This window comes from Nocardioides sp. BGA-UO-ETr-FS32 (genome assembly GCF_059567905.1).
The window spans coordinates 499184-518570 of record NZ_JCAQOX010000017.1 but is presented as its reverse complement, the minus strand read 5'-3'; the positions used below and the strand labels follow the sequence as shown (position 1 = coordinate 518570).

The following is a 19387-nucleotide window of genomic DNA, read 5'->3' as shown; positions in this document are numbered from 1 at the left end:
GAATCAGTCCTCGTACTCGTCGTCGGTGTGGTCGACCGTCGAGTCGTCGGGCACGTCGTCGTCGATGTCGTCGGGGTCCGGTGCGTCGGCGGGCCGGTCCCAGCTCTCGGCGAGCAGCTGGGCCTTGGCGGCCAGCCGCTCGATGGTCTCCGGGTCGGCGTCGCGCGCGCCGGCAGCGACGCCGAGGAGGTACGCCGTGATGGGTGCTGCGGTCTTCTGCACGTTCTGCGCCGCCGTGCGGGCGATGTCGAGGACCAGGCCCTCGTCGACCTCGGTCTCGACGTCGAGGACGTCGCTGAGCTCGTCGATCCAGTCGTGGAGATTCACGGTCCCAATGTCTCGCACCCCACCCGGGTGCGGCAAGGGAGCCGGCGCTCAGCGGCCCAGGTCGCGCAGGTCCGCCCACGAGTCGACGTCGACCGCCTCGTCGCCGGCCGACACCACCTCCGCCAGGTCGAGCGGGGCGAGGAGCCGGTGCAGCGCCATCCCGTGCTGACCCTCCAGGTCCGGGCGTACGGCCGCCAGCCGGGCCGCGTCGAGCACGCCGGCGAGCTGCCGGCGTCCGTCGGCGCCGACGAGGAACGCCCCGTCGCGACCCGCCGCCGCCTCGCGCAGGCGCCGCATCGTCGCCGCGGTCACCCGGGGCATGTCGACCGCCAGCACCCCGACGAGTCGCGGCGCGCGCAGCAACGCGTCGACGCCGGTGAGCAGCCCGGCGACCGGGCCGCCGCGCGGCGGGTCCTCGGAGACGAACGTGACCGGCCGCTCGGTCCGGACGCCGGCCGGTCCCACCACGACCACCTCGTCGGCGTCGAGGAAGGCGTCGACGGCGTACGCCAGGAAGGTGCGCCCGGCGAGCTCGACGCCCGCCTTGTCGACCCCGTCCATCCGCGCCGCCGTACCGCCGGCGAGCACCACTCCGCAGAAGCCGCCCGCGGCGAGGTCGAAGTCCATGCCTGCATCGTGTCAGTCTTGGCTCCATGAGCGATCAGCTGCGCGTGCGCGTCCACCAGTGGGCGAGCGGGCTCGATCCGGCCGACAACCGTGTACGCCTGGCGCAGGGCGTCGGGCCCGGCGCGGACCTCGTCGTCCTCCCGGAGGCCTTCGCCCGCGACTTCGGCGAGGCGGGGTCCGACGTCAGCGGCTACGCCGAGGCGCTCGACGGACCCTTTGCCGGCGAGGTCGCCCGCGTGGCCGCCGCCACCGGCTCCACCGTCGTGGCCGGCATGTTCGAGGCCTCGGAGGACCCCGCCCGGCCCTACAACACCCTCGTCGTGGGCGGTCCGAATGCGACGGCCTACCGCAAGATCCACCTCTACGACTCGTTCGGCTACCGCGAGTCCGACCGCCTGACGGGCGGGCCGCTCGAGCCCGCCGTGGTCGAGGTCGCGGGCTGGCAGGTCGGCTTGATGACCTGCTACGACCTGCGGTTCCCCGAGCTCGCGAGGCGCCTGGTCGACGCCGGCGCCGAGGTGCTGGTCGTGCCGGCCGCCTGGCTGCCCGGTGAGCGCAAGGTCGCGCACTGGCGCACCCTGCTCGCCGCGCGGGCCATCGAGAACACCTGCTTCGTCATCGGTGCGGGCCAGCCCGAGCCGCGCTACGTCGGGCACTCCGCGGTGTTCGGGCCGCTGGGGGACACGCTCGTCGAGGCGGACGGGCACGAGCAGGTCCTCGACGCCGTGCTGGAGCGCCGCGACCTCGACGAGGCCCGCCGCACCAATCCGTCGCTGGCCAACCGTCGGCTGTAACCTCCTCCGTCGTGTCTTCCCCCTCCTCCGACAGCCCCCGCGGGTCCTCCCGCGGCAAGCGGGCTGCCGAGCGGCCGCCCTCCCGGCTGCGCCGCAACCGGAGGGCCGACACGTCCCGGGCGCGTACGGCTCCGGCCCCCGCGCCGGCCGCAGCACCGCCCCCCGAGCGGACCTCCGTCCCGCCATCGCCGGCCCCGGCCGCGACCGCCGCGACCGCCCCGGCACCGGCACCGTCACCGGCGCCGGCCGCCTCGCCCGAGCCGGTCGAGGTCTTCCCCGACGGCCCGCGCCGCTCGCTGCTGGCCTTCTGGTTCCTGGTCCTCGTCCTCGGCGCCGCCGCGCTGGGGTGGTCGGCCGTCTCGGGGGCGTTCAGCGACCACGAGCCGATCAGCGACCTCGCCCCGGTGCCGGAGTGGCTGGACGGCGCCGGCGCGGTCGCCGTCGTCACCTCGCTGTCCTGGTTCCTCGCGACCCGCACCGCCGGTCGCGCCGTGATCTCAGCCGGCCTCGCGCTGGCCCTCGGCGTCGCCAGCCTCGTCGTCGGCGGCCGGGTGCTGCCCACGGGCGCCGCGGTGATGACGTGCGTCGTCGGCAGCGTGTACGCCGTGATGGTCACCGTCCCGGCGGTCACCGGGCTCAAGGCGATGCGCGAGGCCCTCGTCGCGGCCCTGGTCGCCATGGTCACGGCGTTCGCGGCGGTGGGATTCGAGCCGACCGTCGCCACCGAACGCTTCGAGATCGTCGCCCTGCTCCTCGCGCTGGCCCTCGTGCTCGCGATCGTCTACCGGCTCGGCGCGGGACTCCACGGCCTCGGCCGCCGCGGGATGATCGTCGTCGCGATCGGGCTCGGCGTGCTCTTCGCGACGCTCGCCTACGCCGAGCTCCTGCGCCGCTACGGTGCGCAGACCTTCGTCTCCTCGGTGCTCGACTTCGCCGACTGGACCTCGGCGCGCATCGGCGCCTTCCCGCGGCCGCTGGTCGTCCTGCTCGGCATGCCGGCGCTGGTCTGGGGCACCCACGTCCGCGCGCGCCGCCGCCAGGGCTGGTGGTTCTGCGCCTTCGGCGTCGCCGCCACCGTGCCGCTGGCGACGGGCCTCGTCGCCCCCGACAGCTCCTACCTCGAGGCCGGCCTGCGCGCGGCGTACTCCGTCGTCCTCGGCCTGGCCGTCGGCTACCTGGTGATCCGCGCCGACCTCGCGCTCACCGGTCCCAAGGGCAAGCGCGGGCGCCGCGCCGAGGAGGCCGGACCGCACCGGCCCGAGCCGCGCCGCTTCGCCGAGCTGTGACGAGCGATCCCGGCGTACGCCCGGGTAACCGCTAGCGTCGACCGCATGGCCCGCACCACCTCCCTCGAGATCGTCTCCGAGCTGGTCGCCAACGTGCTGACCATCGAGGTCGCCGAGGGCGATCGCGTCGAGGCCGGCGACACCGTCGTGCTGCTGGAGTCGATGAAGATGGAGATCCCGATGCTCGCCGAGCGCGGCGGCACCGTCACCGCGGTCAAGGTGACCGTCGGCGACGTCGTGCAGGACGGCGACGTCCTCGTCGTTGTGGACTGAGCCCTCGTCGCGGTCGGACCCGCCCCCTACGCTCCTGCCCATGACTCCCGCGCGCGCCCGCACGGTGCACCTCGTGGTCGCCGCCGTCGCCTGGGGAGCCGTCGTGTTCCAGCTCGCCCTGGTCCTGGGCGGCTCGGCCGTCCTCGTCGAGGAGGACCCACCCGGCAGGGGCGAGAGCATCTACCGCTTCTTCGCCTACTTCACCATCCAGAGCAACCTCCTCGTCGCCGTCGCCTCCACGGTGCTCGCCCGCGACCCCGCGGCGGACCGGCCGTGGTGGCGCGTGGTGCGGGTCGCCGGCCTGGGAGGGATCACGGTGACCGGGGTGGTGCACTTCTTCCTGCTGCGCCCGCTCCTCGACCTCGACGGAGCGGACTGGGTGGCCGACAAGCTGTTGCACATGGTCGTGCCGGTCCTCGCGGTCGCCGCCTGGGCGTGGTGCGGCCCGCGTCCGCGCGTCCACCTGCGCGAGATGGCGTACGCGCTGTGCTGGCCGGTCGCGTGGGTCGTCTGGACGCTCGTCGTCGGGCAGGTCGACGGCTGGGTGCCCTACCCGTTCCTCGACGCCGGCGAGGAGGGCTGGGGAGCGGTGGTGATCGCGTGCGTGGGGATCACGGTGCTGTTCCTCGCCGTCTTCGCGCTCTACGGCTGGCTCGACCGGCGGCTGCGGCCGGCGCCCGCTGGGCCGCGACATGCCTGACGCCCGGATCGACCGGTGGTCGCGACGCATCGTCCACCCGCGCCTGACCCTCACCACCACCGACGTCGAGGCCACGCTCCGGCAGGTCGAGGCGTGCCTGGACGACGAGGGCTTCCGCAGCACGCCCGCCGACGACGGGTTCCGCGCGAAGCGGCGTCCGTGGCTCTCCTGGCTCGCCGCGTCCCCCGAGAGCTGCTGCGTGCTCGTCGTCGAGCCGACGTCCCCGAGCACGGTCGTCGTCGACGTCGAGGGCACCGGCAACCACCCGGCCCCCGACAGGGTCGCCGAGGCGCTCACCGACGCCGTACGCCTCCTCGCCTCCGCCGGCGTCGAGGTGCAGGCGGGCGAGTGGCAGGCCGTGCCCTGAGCGGACCGCCCTTCCGGGTGCCCCGCTAGTGTCGAGGAATGGAGTTTCGATACCTCGGCAACAGCGGACTGAAGATCTCTGAGATCACCTACGGCAACTGGCTGACCCACGGCTCCCAGGTCGAGAACGACGTCGCCACGCAGTGCGTGCGGGCCGCCCTCGACGAGGGGATCTCGACCTTCGACACCGCCGACGTCTACGCCAACACCGCCGCGGAGACCGTCCTCGGCGAGGCGCTGAAGGGCGAGCGTCGCGAGTCGCTCGAGATCTTCACGAAGGTCTACTGGCCCACCGGGCCGGGCGGCAAGAACGACACCGGCCTCTCCCGCAAGCACATCATGGAGTCGATCAACGGCTCGCTCGAGCGGCTGCAGACCGACTACGTCGACCTCTACCAGGCGCACCGCTACGACGTGGAGACCCCGCTCGAGGAGACGATGCAGGCCTTCGCCGACATCGTGCGCCAGGGCAAGGCGCTCTACATCGGCGTCAGCGAGTGGACCGCCGACCAGATCCGCGCCGGCGTGGAGCTGTCGAAGGAGCTCGGCTTCCAGCTGATCTCCAGCCAGCCGCAGTACTCGATGCTCTGGCGCGTCATCGAGGACGAGGTCGTGCCCACGTCGGCCGAGCTCGGTGTCTCGCAGATCGTGTGGAGCCCGATCGCTCAGGGTGTCCTCACCGGCAAGTACAAGCCCGGCCAGGCCCCGCCGGAGGGCTCTCGCGCCACCGACACCAAGGGCGGCGCCGACATGATCTCGCGCTTCATGCGCGACGAGGTGCTCTCCGCCGTGCAGGACCTCGAGCCGATCGCCAAGGACTGCGACCTGACGATGGCGCAGCTCGCCGTCGCCTGGGTGCTGCAGAACGACAACGTCGCCGCCGCCCTCGTCGGCGCCTCGCGCCCCGAGCAGGTCGCCGACAACGTGAAGGCAGCAGGCGTGAAGCTCGACGCCGACGTCATGAAGCGCATCGACGACGCCCTCGGCGACGTCGTCGTGCGCGACCCGGCCAAGACCGCCGAGGGGATGCCGAAGACCCGCGTGGTCTGACCGCGGCCGGGGTGGCGGCGTGCGCGGCTCAGGCCACCCGCGTCACCCGGTAGCGCACGAAGGCAGGCACGGCGAGCGCCGCGAGGACCGTGAAGACCACGACCAGCACGCCGCCGCCGGCCGCGGCGACGGCCACTCCCGTGGCGGCCGCGGCGGCGCCGTGCGCGACGTCGGCGACCCGGGGGCCGCCGGCGACCACCACGATGAAGATGCCCTGGAGCCGACCGCGGACCGCGTCGTCGGCAGCGGCCTGCAGCATCGACGTACGGAAGGCCGCCGACGCCATGTCGGCGGCGCCACCCACGGCGAGCATGAGGACGGCGAGTACCAGGAAGAGCCCCGGCGCGAAGGGCGCGAGCAAGGCCGCGACGCCGAAGCCGACCATCGCCAGGCCCCACACGAGGATGCACACGATCACCGCGAGGCCCTGGCGCTCGACCCCCGAGACCCACCCGGAGAGCACTCCGCCGACGACGGCCCCGGCCGGGATGGCGGCGAAGAGCAGCGCGAAGGCGAGGCCGCCCTCGCTCGGACCGCCGAAGGCGACGTCGGCCATCTCGGGGAACAGCGCCCGCGGCATCCCGAACACCATCGCGATGATGTCGACGACGAACGACATCATCAGCACGGGCTGGGTGCGCAGGTAGCGGAAGCCGTCGACGACCGCGCGGATCCCCGGCGTCACGGTCGCGCCCATCACCGGCAGGGGTGGGAGGCGTACGACGGCGCCGAGCGTCGCGAAGAGCGTGAGGGTGTCGAGCAGGTAGAGCCACGAGAACCCGATCAGCGGGATCAGTGCCCCGCCGACGAGCGGACCGGCGATGCCGCCGGCCTGCATGACGGTCATGTTGAGGGAGTTCGCCGCGGGCAGCAGCTCCTTGTCGATGATCCGCGGCAGCAGCGCCGACCGGGTCGGCTGGTTGACCGCGAAGAACGCCTGCTGCACCGCGAAGAGCGACAGCAGCAGCCACACGTCCTCGGCGCCGAGCGCGGCCTGGAGCCAGAACCCCGCGCTCGTCCCGATCAACCCCACGGTCGTGATGAGCAGCAGCGTCCGCCGGTCGAAGACGTCGGCGAGCGCCCCGCCCCAGAGCCCGAAGACCACCAGCGGGACCAGCCCGAAGACGCCGGTCAGCCCGACGTACGCCGAGGAGCCGGTCATGGCGTAGATCTGTGCGGGCACTGCCACGACGGTCAGCTGGGCGCCGATCACGGTGACGATGTTGGCCCGCCAGAGGCGCTTGAAGTGCGGGTTGGCGAGCGGGCGGGTGTCCGCCAGCAGCCGCTTCTCCACCCGCGCAGGCTAGGCGACCACGTACGGGACGCCCGCCGCAGGTCGTGTCGTGGGAACCCGGCGTGGGTCTATCATCGCTCCATGACGATGAAAGCCATGGGGGACGAAGCCGCGGGCCTGACGGCGGCTGCCTGCCTGTTCCACGGGTTCTCGGACCCGTCACGGCTCTCGATCCTGCGCCACCTCGCGCTCGGCGAGCACCGGGTCGTCGACCTCACGGCCCACCTCGGCCTGGCCCAGAGCACCGTTTCGAAGCATCTCGCGTGCCTGCGGGACTGCGGCCTGGTCACCTCGCGCCCGCAGGGGCGGGCGTCGATGTGGTCGCTCGAGCACCCCGAGACCCTCATGGAGCTGATGACCTCGGCCGAGCGGCTTCTCGGGCTGACCGGGTACGCCGTCACCCTCTGCCCGACCTACGGTCCCGACGCGCTCCACGGGGAGGGCTGATGGTGGCGCAGGTGGCCGATCGCGTCCGCCTCGGCCGCCGGGCCCGGCTGCTCGCGGCCGCCTCGGTCTCCTACAACCTCGTCGAGGCGGTCGTCGCGATCTCCGCCGGTCTCGTCGCCGGGTCCGTCGCCCTCGTCGGGTTCGGTCTCGACTCCCTCGTCGAGGTGTCCAGCGGGCTGATCATCCTGTGGCAGTTCCGCCACCCCCTGCCCGAGTCGCGCGAGCGCGTGGCGCTCCGGCTGATGGCGGGCTCCTTCTTCGCGCTGGCGGCCTACGTCGGCTTCGAGTCCGTACGTGCCCTGGTCGTCGGGCACGACCCCGAGTCGTCCCCGGTCGGCATCGGCCTGGCCATCGCCTCCCTCATGGTCATGCCCGTCCTCTCCCGGGCCCAGCGGCGGACCGGCAAGGCCCTCGGCTCCAACGCCGTCGTGGCCGACTCGACCCAGACGCTCCTGTGCACCTATCTATCGGCCGTCCTGCTCGTGGGCCTGCTCCTCAACGCCACCCTCGGGTGGTCGTGGGCCGACCCGGTCGCCGGTCTGGTGATCGCCGCGATCGCGATCAAGGAGGGCCGCGAGGCGTGGCGCGGCGAGGGCTGCTGCGGGTCGACCGGCTCCGCCGGGACGCACCCCGCCGGCGCCTGCGCGTGCGGCACCGGCTGCGCCTGCGAGTCCGAGGCGGGCGGGCACCCGTCGGACTCCGACGTCGTCGGACCGGCCGGGGGCACCGTCCTGCCGCTCGGCGGGGCTGCGGCTCAGACCAGCGACGACCAGTAGGACCAGAACCGCTCGAGGACCAGCAGCACGACAAGCAGGAACGTGCCGAACACCAGCGGGCCGCGCCAGTCCCGCAGGATGCTCGCCAACCGGCCACCGGGCGGCGCACCGAGCACGCCGGCGGCCGCGTTGCGCGCCGTGACGTACCAGAACAGCGGGATGACGACCGCCCACACCACCATGCAGTAGGGGCACAGCGCGCCGATGCGGTAGAGGCTCTGGAAGACCAACCAGGCGACGAAGACCAGTGCCACGGTGACACCCGCCTGCAGGCCGGCCCAGTACCACCGGGCCAGCCGGGCCCCGGCCAGCAGCGCGGCGCCGGTCGCAACGACGACGGGGAAGGCGGCCACGCCGATCACCGGGTTCGGGAAGCCGAGCAGCGACGCCTGCGCGGACTCCATCACGTTGCCGCAGCTCAGGACGGGGTTGATGCTGCACGTCGGGACGTAGCCGCTGTCCTCGGCGAGGCGGATACGCTCGATGAGCAGCACGGCCGCCGCGACCAGGCCGACGAGGCCGCCGACGACGAGGCCGATCGCGAGCGGACGTTCACGGGGCTCGCCGGTGGTGGCGTACGTGCTCATGGCGAGCGAGTCTCCTCGGTGCGGGGTCATGTCGCCCCCATCCTCCGGCATCTCGCCAACCGAGGTGAGACACTGTCCGGGGCGCGCGACCGACGCGAGGCCGGGGGACAGGGGTCCGCGTGACAGAGGCAGCGATCGAGCGGTCGGTGACGCCCACCCTCGCCAGGACCGCCAACGTGCTCGCCAAGGGTGCGCTCGTGCTCCTGCTGGCGTTCGCCGTGGCCTATCCCGACCAGGCCCACCTGCGTGACAAGGCCGCCGGCATGCGGGCGATCGGCTACCCGCTGATCTCCTTCACCGTGCCCTTCCTGTGGTGGACGCTCTGGCGCGACCGCATCTCCTTCCCGTGGCTGCCCGACCTGCTGATCACCATCACCTGCTTCACCGACATCCTCGGCAACCGGATGGACCTCTACGACACGGTCGTGTGGTTCGACGACTGGATGCACTTCATGAACACCGGCCTCCTCGCCGCCGCCTTCGTCCTGCTGACGCTGCCGCGCGACGTCGGTTTCGGCCGCGTGCTCGAGCGGGCCCTCGCCTTCGGTGCGACGGCTGCGATCGCCTGGGAGGTCGCGGAGTTCTTCGCGTTCATCAGCCGCTCGACCGAGCGGGAGTTCGCCTACGCCGACACCCTGGGGGACCTGACCCTCGGCGCCGCGGGCGCCGTCGTGGCCGCCGTCGTCATCCACCGGTCCTGGCGGCGGGGACAGCTGCGGGATCCGCGACCGCTGACCTGAGGGTGTCTATCCTCGAAGGACCGGGATCACCGTCCCGCAACCCCTCGAGCACCAGGAGCGCACCATGTTGGGATTCCTCGTCGCCGGTCTGGTCATCGGAGCCCTCGCCCGCCTGATCAAGCCCGGCAAGCAGGACCTCGGACTGCTCGCCACCCTCGGCCTCGGCCTCGTCGGATCGCTGATCGGCGGGCTGATCGCCCAGTTCTTCGGGACCGGTGACATCTGGGAGCTCAACGTCATCGGCTTCGTCCTCGCGGTCATCGCGTCCGTCCTGCTCATCGGCGTCGCCGAGTCGGTCGCAGGCCGGAACAACACGGCAGCCTGAGGGGCGTACGGTCGACGTGGTCAACTTCGTCGACCTGAAAACTTGACTTAAGTGGGCATGACGCGGTTCGGTGCACCCGTGTCCGGTCCCCAGCGTGTTGCGCACGACGTCATCCCGCTCCGCGAGGCGGCGCGGACGTGGTTCGCGATCTCGCTGCAGACCTTCGGCGGACCGGCGGGCCAGATCGCGGTCATGCAGCGGGCGCTGGTCGAGGAGAAGCGCTGGATCGGGCAGCAGAGGTTCCTCTTCGCCCTGTCCTACTGCACGCTCCTGCCCGGGCCCGAGGCGCAGCAGCTGGCGACGTACGTCGGCTGGCTGCTCAACGGCGTCAAGGGCGCTTTCGTCGCGGGCGTGCTCTTCATCCTGCCCGGGGTGGTGGCCCTCCTCGCGCTCTCCGCCGTCTACGTCGCCTACGGCGAGACGACCTTCGTGGAGTCGCTCTTCCTGGGCCTGGCGCCGGCCGTCATCGCGATCGTCCTCCAGGCGGTCGTACGCGTGGGCCGCAAGGGGCTGGGCCATCCGGCGCTCGTCGGGCTCGCCGCCCTCTCCTTCCTCGCGCTGACCTTCTTCGACGTCCCCTTCCCCGCCGTCGTGCTCGCTGCCGCGATCATCGGCTGGGTCCTCGGACGTCGCATCCCGACGTTCACCCGGCCGCCCGCCGCAGCCGTAGCCGCAGGTCCGCCGCCGCTCGTCAGCGACGACGCCCTGCACACGGAGCGGCCGTCGACCCGACGGGCAGCGACCATCCTGGTCGTCGGGCTCGTCGCGTGGTTCGCACCCGTCGCGCTCGCGGGTGCGTTGTTCGGCACGTCGAGCATCTTCGTCGACCAGGGCGTCTTCTTCGCCGGCGCTGCGCTGGTCACCTTCGGCGGCGCGTACGCCGTCCTCGCCTACGTCGCCCAGCAGGCCGTGGAGGTCTACGGCTGGCTGGCGCCGGGCGAGATGGTGCGCGGGCTCGCGCTGGCCGAGACCACGCCCGGACCCCTCGTGATGGTCGTGCAGTTCGTCGCGTTCGTCGGCGCGTACCGCGCACCCGGCGACCTCGATCCGTGGGTGGCGGCCGTGCTCGCCGCGGGGTTGACCACGTGGGTGACCTTCGTGCCGTGCTTCCTGTTCATCCTCCTGGGGGCGCCCTACGTCGAACGCCTGCGCGGCAACCGCGACCTGGCTGCTGCGCTGGCGGGGATCACGGCCGCGGTGGTCGGGGTGATCGCGAGCCTGGCGCTCTTCTTCGCCCTCCACACGCTCTTCGGCGAGACCCGGCACCTCGTCGCCGGACCGCTCGACGCCGAGTACCCGGTGCTCTCCTCGGTCGACTGGGCAGCGCTGGCGATCACGGCGCTCGGTGGGGCACTGGTCTTCTGGCGCGGCTGGTCGGTGCTCCGGACCCTCGGTGCCTGTGCGCTGGCCGGGGTCGTGCTGGGGCTGGCGCTGGCGGCCTGACCCCCGGGGCTGGGAGCCGACTGACAGGATCGTCGCCATGGCAGGCGAGTCGGCACAGAGGCACGGGCTGTCCGCATGGGTCGCGGCCGCGCTGGTCTTCGGCTCGTCCGCGGCCGTCCTCGTGGTCGAGCTGGTGGCGCTCCGCCTGCTCGCACCCCACTACGGGCTGACCCTCGAGACCAACACGCTGGTCATCGGGATGGCCCTCACCGCCATCGCGGCCGGCACCTGGGCCGGCGGGTGGACCGCGGACCGGGTCGCACCGCGACCCCTCCTCGGGCCGCTGCTCGGTATCTCGGGCGCCGCGGTGGCGCTGACCCCCGCGGTCGTACGCGGGGCTGCCGCCTCGGGCGACGCAGGCCTGCTCCTCCTCGCGGCCATGCTGTCGATCCTCGTGCCGGGGGTGCTGCTGTCGGCGGTGAGCCCCGTGGTCATCAAGCTGCGGCTCACCAGCCTTGCCGAGACCGGCACCGTCGTCGGGCACCTGTCCGGGCTTGGCACCGTGGGGGCGATCGTCGGCACCGTCGTGACCGGGTTCGTCCTCGTCTCGCGGGTGCCGGTGAGCGGGATCCTCGTCGGACTCGGCGTCGCGCTGCTGGTGACGTCGGTCCTGGTCCAGGTGTCGGGGCGGCGCGGCCGCGGTGACGCGGTCCTCGGCCTCGTGGTGGCGCTCGCCGGCCTCGGCGCGGCGGCGGCGCCCAGCGGCTGCGACGTGGAGACGACCTACCACTGCCTCGCGGTCACCGAGGACCCCGACCGGCCGGACGGCCGCGTGCTGGTGCTCGACGGGCTGCGGCACTCCTACGTCGACCTCGACGACCCGACCCACCTCGACTTCGCCTACATCAAGGCGATGGCGTCGGTGCTCGACACCGCCTTCCCCGCCGGCGATCCCATCGCCGCCCACCACCTCGGCGCCGGCGGGCTCACGCTGCCGCGCTACCTCGCGGCGACCCGGCCGGGCACGGCGAGCACCGTCTCCGAGATCGACGCCGGCGTGGTCGAGGCGGACCTCGAGCTGCTCGGCGGAACCCTTCCCGACGGCGTCGAGGTCGACGTCGAGGACGGCCGCCTCGCCATCGACGACCTCGACTCGGGCGCGCTCGACCTGGTCGTCGGCGACGCGTTCGGCGGCGTCAGCGTGCCGTGGCACCTCGCGACGGTCGAGGCGCTCGGCGGCCTCGAGCGGAGCCTGGCCGCGGACGGGGTCTACGTCTCCAACGTCATCGACCACGGCCCTCTCGACTTCGCCCGCGCCTACGTCCGTACGTCGGCGGAGGTGTTCGACGAGGTGGTGCTGCTCGCCGCCCCGGACGTCCTGGCGGGCGACGACGGCGGCAACCTCGTCCTCGTCGCGTCCGGTGCGCCGGTCGACCTCGACGCCGTCACCGCGTCGTTCGCCGAGCGCGACCTCGACTGGAGCGCGATGTCCGGCGACGAGCTCGCCGCGTGGGCGGCCGACGCCCCGGTGCTGACCGACGACTACGCGCCGGTCGACCAGCTGCTCACGCCGTACGGCCGGTGACCGTGTCGCCGCGGACCGGGTCCTATGAGTCCTCGGGCAGGCACATCCGGCTGACGTACGGGACGACGTCGGCGATGGACTCGACCATCCGCGTCGGGCGGTAGGGGAAGTTCTCCACCTGGTGCCGCTCGGTGGCGCCGGTGGCCACGAGGATCGTGCGCATGCCGGCCTCGAGGCCGCTGATGATGTCGGTGTCCATCCGGTCGCCGATCATCACCGTCGTCTCGGAGTGGGCCTCGAGCCGGTTGAGCGCGCTACGCATCATCAGCGGGTTGGGCTTGCCGATGTAGTAGGGCTGGCGCCCCGTCGCGGTGCTGATCAGCGCCGCGACCGAGCCCGTAGCGGGGAGCATCCCCTGTGCGCTCGGACCGCTCGGGTCCGGGTTGGTCGCGATGAAGCGGGCGCCGGCCGCGATGAGGCGGATGGCGCGGGTGATCGCCTCGAAGGAGTACGTACGGGTCTCACCGAGCACGACGTAGTCGGGGTCCCGGTCCGTCATCACGTAGCCGATGTCGTGGACCGCCGCGGTCAGGCCGCTCTCGCCCACGACGTACGCCGAGCCGCCCGGGCGCTGGTCGTCGAGGAACTGTGCGGTCGCCAGCGCCGAGGTCCAGATCGACTCCTCGGGCACGTCGATCCCGCTGCTGCGCAGCAGTCGCACCCGCAGGTCGCGAGGGGTGAAGATCGAGTTGTTGGTCAGCACCAGGAACGGGACGTCGTTCTCGCGGAGGGCCGCGATGAACTCCTTGGCGCCGGGGATCGGGTCCTCCTCGCGCACCAGGACCCCGTCCATGTCGGTGAGCCAGGTCTGGACGGAGCGGGAGTCGGTCACGGTGCCATTGTCGTGCACAGAAGGCCGGAGGTGCGATCGACGACACCATGCAGGCAGTTCGCGCTCGAACCTGCCCGCGTGAGCGTGGAAGTCGCCGGCGGGTCCTCGAACTGCCTGCATGGTGTCCAGGACTCAGCGAACGGGTCCGGCGACGCGGCCGCTCATCGCACCGGGTGGCTGCGCTCGAGCCTGGCGCCCTCGACGTCCACGTCGGGGAGGATGCGGTCGAGCCACCGCGGGAGCCACCACGCCTTCTCACCCAGCAGGTGCATCGCGGCCGGGATCAGCAGCATCCGTACGACGAACGCGTCGAGCAGCACGCCGAAGGCCAGTCCGAACCCGATCGGCTTGATCGTCGCGTCGTGGGAGAAGACGAAGCCGGCGAACACCGAGATCATGATGATCGCGGCAGCCGTCACGACCGCGCGCCCGGCGTGGAGCCCGTGCTGCACCGCGACGCGCGCCGACGCGCCGTGGGCGTACGCCTCGCGCATCCCCGAGACCAGGAACAGCTGGTAGTCCATCGCCAGGCCGAAGAGGATGCCGGTGGCGATGATCGGCAGGAAGCTCAGCACCGGGCCCGGGGCGTGGACTCCGAACAGGTCGGCGAGGAACCCGAGCTGGAAGATCGCGGTGATGCCGCCGAAGGCCGCCAGCAGCGACAGCACGAAGCCGAGCGTCGCCGTGAGCGGCACGAGGATCGAGCGGAACACCACGATCAGGATCAGCATCGAGAGCCCGACGACCAGCACGAGGTAGGTCGGCAGCACGTCGGCGAGCTGTCCGGAGATGTCGATGTTGGCGCTGGCGTTGCCGGCGACCCCGAGCGTCGCCTCGCTGCCGTCGACGGTCTGCGGCCTGAGCTCGCGCAGGTCACGGACCAATTCCTCGGTCGACTCGCTGGAGGGCGCTCCGTGGGGGACGACCTGGAAGGCCAGCGAGGTGCGGTCCACCGAGGCGCCGATGGGCACGACCGCCTCGACCGACCACAGCCGGTCGATGGCCGTGCCGATGGCGGCCTGCTCGCGGAGCACGGCGTCCTCGCCCTCGCCGACGGGGCCGGCGAGGTCGGCGACGACGAGCAGCGGCCCGCTGGACCCGTCGCCGAACTTCTCCGCCTGCACCTCGTAGGCCCGGAAGCCGGACGATTCCGGGGGCTGGGTGGAGCCGTCGGGCAGCCCCAGCCGCATCTGGGTGGCGGGGGCGGCGACGAGGAGCAGCGCCGCGATGCCGAAGCCGAGCACCCAGCAGGCGCGCATCGTGCCCATCGGGCGGTCGCGCTCGGTGATGGCGTCGTCGTGGGCGCGCTCGCCGGCGGCGAGCCGCTCGCGCTCGCGACGGCGCAGGATGCGCATCCCGACGAGAGAGAGCACGGCCGGGGTGAGCGTGACCGCCATGAGGATCGCGACCAGGACGGCGACGGCGCCGACGGTGCCCATCAGGCCGAGGAAGCCGACCCCGGTGATGTTGAGCGCGAGCAGCGCGACGATGACGGTCACGCCGGCGAAGACCACCGCGTTGCCGGAGGTGCCGTTGGCCAGCCCGATCGACTCGTGCAGGCCGGCGCCCTGCTTCAGCTGCCGGCGGTGGCGGTTGATGATGAAGAGCGAGTAGTCGATGCCGACGGCCAGGCCCAGCATCACGCCGAGCACCGGGGTGACCGAGACGAACTGGACCAGGCCCGAGAAGGACAGCGACGCCAGCGACGCGACCCCGACGCCGAGGAGCGCGGTCACGAGCGGGAGCGCGGCGCCGACGAGGGTGCCGAGCATGACGGTGAGCACGATCGCGGCGATCACGACGCCGGCGATCTCGCCAGGCCCGAGGATCGAGGGGACGGTCTGGGCGATCTCCTGGGACGGGTGGACCTCGACGCCGTCGACGTCCGCGTCGGCGACGAGGTCCTCGATCTCGGTCTTGGTCTCGACCTCGACCTCGTTGATCGGCAGCGAGAAGACCACGTTGGCCACCGCGGCGGAGCCGTCCTCGGAGACCGTGCGGAACTCCGAGGACAGCCCGGACAGCGTGGCGCCCACCTCTAGCCGGGGCCTCTGCTCCTCGATCCGGGCGAGCCCGCGGTCGACCTCGGCCTGCCCGTCGTCGAGCTGCTGCTTCGCGGCCGCGAGCTGGGAGCGTACGGCGGCCAGCGTCCCGTCCTCGCGGGCCTGCCGGCGCTGCTCCTCGAGCGCGTCGCGGCCGGCGTCGATCTGCGCCTGGGCCCCGTTGAGCTGACTGATCCCGTCCTGGAGCTGCCGCTGGCCGTCGGCCACCTGCTCGGCCGACTCGTCGACCCGGGCCTGGGTGGCGAACGGGTCGGTGACGTCCTCGATCCCGTCGACCTCGGCGATCCGGTCGAACAGGTCGACCAGCGCCCGCTCCTGCTCGGCCGTGAACACCTCGCCGTCGGTCGTCTCGGCGACCAGCGAGCCGTTGCCCGCGCCGGTGCCCTCGAACTCGTCCTGCAGCTGCTGCGAGACCCGTGTGGTCGGGGTGTCCGGGAGGGAGATCGACGAGGACAGCGCGCCCGCGAAGGACACGTACGTCACGGCCGTGACGGCGAGGAGGGCCAGCCAGGCGCCGATCACGGTCCAGTGGCGGCGGGCCGCGAAGCGACCGATGCGATAGAGGAGCTCAGCCATGTCGGCGGGCCTTTCGGAGGAAACGGGAGCGGTGGCGGAGGGGGCGGGGGAGCGCCGTCAGTCGTCAGTCGGGGCGGCCCACGCGGAGGTGGTCGAGCAGGCGGTCGAGGAGGCGGTCCCAGTCGGCACGCGCGTCGTCCGGGACGTCGGGCGGGAGGTCGGGGTGCTGCTCGATCCAGAGGTCGGCGAGCGTGTTGATCCCGCTGAACATCAGCGCCAAGGTCAGCTCGAGGTCGAGGGCGTCGAGGTCGGGCGCCCGCTGCTGCAGGTGCTCGCGCAGGCGGCCGCCCACGTGCTCGAAGGCGGTGCGCGCGATGTGCTGGGCGCGCTCGTCGGCCGGGGCGGGAGCGCCGAGCACGCAGTGGATCGACGCGATCGCCCGCGGCAGGTCGACGCCGCGGGCGGACTCGGCGACCGCGGCCAGGACCGTACGGCCGTCGGCGGGCGGCCCGGCGCCAGGTCGGGTGGGAGCGTCGGGGAGGGCGGCGATGCGGCGGTCGACCTCGTCGAGCAGCTCGGTGGTGGTCTCGACGAGGAGCTGCTCGCACGCGGCGACGAGGAGCTGGTCGAGCCCGGCGAAGTGGTTGAAGACCGTCCGCCGCGACACCCCGGCGCGCAGGGCGACCTGGTCGACGGTGAACCCGTCGGACCCGTGCTCGGTGGCCAGTGCGCGGGCCGCGTCGATGATCGCGAGACGCCGCTCCGCGCGCAGTGCGCTGCGCCCGTCGGGCGGCGGGTTCGTGGTCACCCCGTCATTGTTGCACTCAGTGCAAAGAGTTCGGTCATCCGCGGAGACGGTGGCCGACCTGATGGGGAAGTCCGACTGTTGGTGGGGGTTGTGAAGGCCTCGAGGTGGTGGAGGGGGACACAACCCCCACGAAGTGTCGGACTCCCCCTCCAAGTGCCGGTCCCGGTGCAGTCGCTACTCAGAAACGCAGCGGCACGGCCCCTGCGAGGACCGTGCCGCGATTTGCGTTTGTCGATGCTGTCGGTTCCGCCGCCACTGGGGGGATCCGTACGTCGGCGGGAGGTCGGCGTGCGGGGACGGCGGGCGGGCTGGACGGAACGCGGCCGTCCGGCCCTACCGTCAGGGGGACGGTGCCCACCCGGGGTCGTGACGGCGGTCCAGGGATGGTCTGGACCAGTGGGTGTGCGTCAGGGTCGCGCGACCCGTCCGCTCAGCATCTTGTTGCCCGACCACACGTTGCCCGGCTTGGCGTCCCAGTCGTCGGCGTTGCCGGCCCACGACTTGCCGAAGAGATTGTCGACGATGCGGATGCCACCGGCGTCCTCGCCGTTGAACTTCAGCGAGAACCAGGAGACGTCGCCCGGGAAGTAGTTGTGCTTGATCACGTTGTTGCGCGGGACTCCGAACTCCTCGTACATCGTGAGGTTGCCCGAGCAGCCGCCGTCGCTCGTGGCCGGGTCGCGCTCGCACCAGATCGTGTTGTGCTTGAGCTTGCCGTTGCGCAGGATCCTCAGGCCCGAGGCGTGGGACGAGCTGCCAGTGACGAAGGAGCGCTTGATCTTGCAGGCGTTGTGGCACTGGCCGCCGGAGTAGCTGCCGTGCAGGTAAGAACGCTTGACGACGAAGTGCGACACGCCGATCGGTCGGAAGTCCGGGACGCTGGAGCTGTCGATCTCGGAGTCGAGCACGGTCACCCGGGTCGGGCCGGTGCCCGCGGGGTCACTGTCGTCCGCAGCGCCGGCGTAGACCGAGCCGTTGATCTTCGAGCTCTGGATCACCACGCCGGTCGTCCGGATCTCCAGCTGCGGGCAGGTGATCAGCTTGTTCTTGAGGACCTTGCCGGCCCTGGTGATGGTGCAGGAGCCGGTGTACGGCTTCAGGTTCGTGCCGGCGGGTACGCCGACGCTGCTCGGGGTCGGCGGCCACACGCGCGAACGCGCGTTGGTGGATGCCTTGGCATCCGCGGCGTCGGTGGTCGCGGCGGCGTCGGTCGAGGCGGCGCCCGACGGAACGACGAAGCCGGCATGGGCGCTCGCACCTCCGAGGAGGACGGCGGTCGCGGCCAGCGCGGTGGCGATCAGGGACAGACTGGGACGAGGGAATGTGGACGTGCGGGAACGGGAGAGACGCATGTGCTCCGTGTTTCGATGCGGGGGAATTGGAGGGTGATTCTCAAGGAATTCTCAAGAATCCGGGCGGCGTCCTTCAAAGTCAAACGCCAGGCATCTCCCATATGGGGGAAATGCGCACACCCGCCCTCGGCCCGGGCGACGCTGTCACGCAGCAACCGGTGCGGACCTGCTCCGGTCCCGGCGCACGTCGAGGTGCTTGAGGCGCATCGCGGGACGCTCGACGAGTAGCCAGGACGCCCAGGCCAGGGGCACGGTGATCGAGATGGCCAGCGCGATGTGCGCGGCGACGCCGAGGCCCGGCGCGAACCACTCCAGGAGGACCTGCACGGGGAAGGCGTAGATGTAGACGCCGTAGGACACGTCGTGGCGTTGTGCCCACCGGGCGGGGATGACCGCGCCGGCCCACAGCAGGGCGTAGGCGAGCGGCAGGCCGCCGGCGACGTGGACCCAGCCCGTGAGGAGCAGGAGGCCGACGCAGACGAGGGACACCGTCGCCAGGCGGGCGTCGACGGGCACCCGGTCGGCCAGGAAGTAGAAGACCATGCCTGCGAGGAAGTACGTCCCCAGCCTGGCCAGCTCCAGGAACAGGTCGGTCGTGATCCCCCCGGGTCCGAACAGCCACCACACGGAGAGGGCCCCGAGGACGTACAGGACGGCCGAGACCGTGGCGGGCCGTCTTCGTGCCACTCCGATCGTGAGCAGTACGCCCGCCGCGATGTAGGCGACGAACTCGAACCACAGGGTCCAGAGCGAGCCGTTCCACGCCCAGCCGTCGACCGTGCCCGGCATCGTCCACGTGAATTGCCTCAGCGCCGAGTTGGTGGCCATGTAGCGCACGGCTTCCGAGGCGCTCCACGTGCCGCCGCCGAGGGTCGACAGCGGGGCGGCGACCAGGGCGACTGCAGCCAGCACTACCCAGTAGGCAGGCAGGATCCGCAGGCAGCGGTTCCACAGGAAGCGGCCGAAGGGGAGGCGCATGCGCGAGTGGGCGATGAGGAATCCCGAGAGGCAGAAGAACCCCGGGACGGCGAGGAGGACCACTGACTCCAGCCACGCCGGTGCTGCGCCCTCGCGACCCACCGGCCACGCGTGACCGACGATCACGGATGCGGCCAGCACCAGGCGGAGGAGGTTGAGCGAGTTCGGCCGCTCGAGGAGGGCGCTCCGCAGGGTCATGTCGCCACCGTAGGCACGGTCGTGGCCGCGGTCGCACGGGCCGCGTCGGCTATACCCCAGTCGGGCGACTTGCAGGAACG

General features: G+C 72.2%; 21 protein-coding genes. 12 read left to right on the top strand and 9 right to left on the bottom strand.

Annotated elements, in window-relative coordinates; genetic code table 11:
- Positions 1–3: 3 nt before the first annotated feature.
- Together AC57BS_RS22650 and mobA are read right to left on the bottom strand one after the other, a co-directional pair.
- The gene (locus tag AC57BS_RS22650) at positions 4–327 is read right to left on the bottom strand and encodes a DUF6457 domain-containing protein (RefSeq protein ID WP_496413704.1); all 324 of its coding nucleotides are present in this window, start codon (positions 325–327) and stop codon (positions 4–6) included.
- A gap of 48 nt (positions 328–375) precedes the next feature.
- Positions 376–954 (bottom strand): molybdenum cofactor guanylyltransferase, encoded by a 579-nt coding sequence (mobA, locus tag AC57BS_RS22645; protein ID WP_496413703.1) that lies wholly within the window; start codon positions 952–954, stop codon positions 376–378.
- Between the two features lie 26 nt (positions 955–980).
- Between mobA and AC57BS_RS22640 the strand changes: the two genes are divergently transcribed.
- The 6 genes from AC57BS_RS22640 to AC57BS_RS22615 are packed head-to-tail and all read left to right on the top strand — an operon-like array spanning position 981 to position 5423.
- Positions 981–1748 carry a carbon-nitrogen hydrolase family protein gene (locus AC57BS_RS22640; RefSeq protein WP_496413702.1) on the top strand — a complete coding sequence of 256 codons (768 nt, stop codon included), beginning with the start codon at positions 981–983 and terminating at the stop codon, positions 1746–1748.
- 11 nt (positions 1749–1759) lie between these two features.
- Positions 1760–3034 (top strand): hypothetical protein, encoded by a 1275-nt coding sequence (locus AC57BS_RS22635; protein WP_496413701.1) that lies wholly within the window; start codon positions 1760–1762, stop codon positions 3032–3034.
- A 45-nt stretch (positions 3035–3079) separates the two neighbouring features.
- Positions 3080–3307, top strand: a complete 228-nt coding sequence (locus AC57BS_RS22630) for a biotin/lipoyl-binding carrier protein (RefSeq protein WP_496413700.1) — start codon at positions 3080–3082, stop codon at positions 3305–3307.
- Positions 3308–3347: 40 nt separating this feature from the next.
- Positions 3348–4007, top strand: a complete 660-nt coding sequence (locus tag AC57BS_RS22625) for a Pr6Pr family membrane protein (RefSeq protein ID WP_496413699.1) — start codon at positions 3348–3350, stop codon at positions 4005–4007.
- The gene (locus tag AC57BS_RS22620; RefSeq protein WP_496413698.1) at positions 4000–4374 is read left to right on the top strand and encodes a hypothetical protein; all 375 of its coding nucleotides are present in this window, start codon (positions 4000–4002) and stop codon (positions 4372–4374) included. The genes AC57BS_RS22625 and AC57BS_RS22620 overlap by 8 nt, the downstream gene beginning before the upstream one ends.
- Before the next feature lie 38 nt (positions 4375–4412).
- On the top strand, positions 4413–5423 hold the full coding sequence (locus AC57BS_RS22615; protein WP_496413697.1) for an aldo/keto reductase family protein: 1011 nt from the start codon (positions 4413–4415) through the stop codon (positions 5421–5423).
- 28 nt (positions 5424–5451) lie between these two features.
- Here AC57BS_RS22615 and AC57BS_RS22610 read toward each other — a convergent pair whose 3' ends face one another.
- Positions 5452–6717, bottom strand: a complete 1266-nt coding sequence (locus AC57BS_RS22610) for an MFS transporter (protein ID WP_496413696.1) — start codon at positions 6715–6717, stop codon at positions 5452–5454.
- 81 nt (positions 6718–6798) lie between these two features.
- Between AC57BS_RS22610 and AC57BS_RS22605 the strand changes: the two genes are divergently transcribed.
- Together AC57BS_RS22605 and AC57BS_RS22600 are read left to right on the top strand one after the other, a co-directional pair.
- Positions 6799–7164, top strand: coding sequence for an ArsR/SmtB family transcription factor (locus tag AC57BS_RS22605; protein WP_496413695.1), 366 nt, complete (start codon positions 6799–6801; stop codon positions 7162–7164).
- Positions 7165–7175: 11 nt separating this feature from the next.
- On the top strand, positions 7176–7940 hold the full coding sequence (locus AC57BS_RS22600; RefSeq protein ID WP_496413694.1) for a cation diffusion facilitator family transporter: 765 nt from the start codon (positions 7176–7178) through the stop codon (positions 7938–7940).
- Here AC57BS_RS22600 and AC57BS_RS22595 read toward each other — a convergent pair.
- Positions 7919–8557 carry a vitamin K epoxide reductase family protein gene (locus AC57BS_RS22595; RefSeq protein WP_496413693.1) on the bottom strand — a complete coding sequence of 213 codons (639 nt, stop codon included), beginning with the start codon at positions 8555–8557 and terminating at the stop codon, positions 7919–7921. The genes AC57BS_RS22600 and AC57BS_RS22595 overlap by 22 nt on opposite strands.
- Positions 8558–8646: 89 nt before the next feature.
- Here AC57BS_RS22595 and AC57BS_RS22590 point away from each other — a divergent pair, with 89 nt between their 5' ends.
- The 4 genes from AC57BS_RS22590 to AC57BS_RS22575 all read left to right on the top strand — a co-directional run bounded on the left by AC57BS_RS22590 (position 8647) and on the right by AC57BS_RS22575 (position 12560).
- Positions 8647–9267, top strand: a complete 621-nt coding sequence (locus AC57BS_RS22590; RefSeq protein WP_496413692.1) for a DUF2238 domain-containing protein — start codon at positions 8647–8649, stop codon at positions 9265–9267.
- 64 nt (positions 9268–9331) lie between these two features.
- A complete protein-coding gene (locus tag AC57BS_RS22585; RefSeq protein ID WP_496413691.1) occupies positions 9332–9592 on the top strand; it encodes a GlsB/YeaQ/YmgE family stress response membrane protein in 261 nt (86 codons plus the stop codon).
- 78 nt (positions 9593–9670) lie between these two features.
- Complete coding sequence (gene chrA / locus AC57BS_RS22580) at positions 9671–11035, top strand: chromate efflux transporter (RefSeq protein WP_496413690.1); 1365 nt, start codon at positions 9671–9673, stop codon at positions 11033–11035.
- Positions 11036–11072: 37 nt separating this feature from the next.
- Positions 11073–12560 carry a fused MFS/spermidine synthase gene (locus AC57BS_RS22575; protein WP_496413689.1) on the top strand — a complete coding sequence of 496 codons (1488 nt, stop codon included), beginning with the start codon at positions 11073–11075 and terminating at the stop codon, positions 12558–12560.
- Between the two features lie 22 nt (positions 12561–12582).
- Here AC57BS_RS22575 and AC57BS_RS22570 read toward each other — a convergent pair whose 3' ends face one another.
- The 5 genes from AC57BS_RS22570 to AC57BS_RS22550 form a co-directional block, all read right to left on the bottom strand.
- Positions 12583–13353 carry an HAD-IIA family hydrolase gene (locus tag AC57BS_RS22570; protein WP_496414219.1) on the bottom strand — a complete coding sequence of 257 codons (771 nt, stop codon included), beginning with the start codon at positions 13351–13353 and terminating at the stop codon, positions 12583–12585.
- Between the two features lie 200 nt (positions 13354–13553).
- Entirely contained in the window at positions 13554–16031 is a 2478-nt protein-coding gene (locus AC57BS_RS22565) for an MMPL family transporter (protein ID WP_496413688.1), read from the bottom strand.
- Positions 16032–16095: 64 nt separating this feature from the next.
- Complete coding sequence (locus tag AC57BS_RS22560) at positions 16096–16779, bottom strand: TetR/AcrR family transcriptional regulator (protein ID WP_496413687.1); 684 nt, start codon at positions 16777–16779, stop codon at positions 16096–16098.
- A gap of 407 nt (positions 16780–17186) precedes the next feature.
- The gene (locus AC57BS_RS22555) at positions 17187–18131 is read right to left on the bottom strand and encodes a hypothetical protein (protein ID WP_496413686.1); all 945 of its coding nucleotides are present in this window, start codon (positions 18129–18131) and stop codon (positions 17187–17189) included.
- Between the two features lie 144 nt (positions 18132–18275).
- A complete protein-coding gene (locus tag AC57BS_RS22550) occupies positions 18276–19307 on the bottom strand; it encodes an acyltransferase family protein (protein ID WP_496413685.1) in 1032 nt (343 codons plus the stop codon).
- Positions 19308–19387 lie beyond the last annotated feature (80 nt).

What these genes read in the sequence shown, in the direction of transcription:
- mobA (WP_496413703.1), bottom strand. Translation starts at nt 954, where the DNA reads ATGGACTTCGACCTCGCCGCGGGCGGCTTCTGCGGAGTGGTGCTCGCC.
- AC57BS_RS22640 (WP_496413702.1), top strand. Translation starts at nt 981, where the DNA reads ATGAGCGATCAGCTGCGCGTGCGCGTCCACCAGTGGGCGAGCGGGCTC.
- AC57BS_RS22630 (WP_496413700.1), top strand. Translation starts at nt 3,080, where the DNA reads ATGGCCCGCACCACCTCCCTCGAGATCGTCTCCGAGCTGGTCGCCAAC.
- AC57BS_RS22625 (WP_496413699.1), top strand. Translation starts at nt 3,348, where the DNA reads ATGACTCCCGCGCGCGCCCGCACGGTGCACCTCGTGGTCGCCGCCGTC.
- AC57BS_RS22620 (WP_496413698.1), top strand. Translation starts at nt 4,000, where the DNA reads ATGCCTGACGCCCGGATCGACCGGTGGTCGCGACGCATCGTCCACCCG.
- AC57BS_RS22615 (WP_496413697.1), top strand. Translation starts at nt 4,413, where the DNA reads ATGGAGTTTCGATACCTCGGCAACAGCGGACTGAAGATCTCTGAGATC.
- AC57BS_RS22605 (WP_496413695.1), top strand. Translation starts at nt 6,799, where the DNA reads ATGACGATGAAAGCCATGGGGGACGAAGCCGCGGGCCTGACGGCGGCT.
- AC57BS_RS22595 (WP_496413693.1), bottom strand. Translation starts at nt 8,557, where the DNA reads ATGACCCCGCACCGAGGAGACTCGCTCGCCATGAGCACGTACGCCACC.
- AC57BS_RS22585 (WP_496413691.1), top strand. Translation starts at nt 9,332, where the DNA reads ATGTTGGGATTCCTCGTCGCCGGTCTGGTCATCGGAGCCCTCGCCCGC.
- AC57BS_RS22575 (WP_496413689.1), top strand. Translation starts at nt 11,073, where the DNA reads ATGGCAGGCGAGTCGGCACAGAGGCACGGGCTGTCCGCATGGGTCGCG.
- AC57BS_RS22570 (WP_496414219.1), bottom strand. Translation starts at nt 13,353, where the DNA reads ATGGACGGGGTCCTGGTGCGCGAGGAGGACCCGATCCCCGGCGCCAAG.
- AC57BS_RS22565 (WP_496413688.1), bottom strand. Translation starts at nt 16,031, where the DNA reads ATGGCTGAGCTCCTCTATCGCATCGGTCGCTTCGCGGCCCGCCGCCAC.
- AC57BS_RS22555 (WP_496413686.1), bottom strand. Translation starts at nt 18,131, where the DNA reads ATGCGTCTCTCCCGTTCCCGCACGTCCACATTCCCTCGTCCCAGTCTG.
- AC57BS_RS22550 (WP_496413685.1), bottom strand. Translation starts at nt 19,307, where the DNA reads ATGACCCTGCGGAGCGCCCTCCTCGAGCGGCCGAACTCGCTCAACCTC.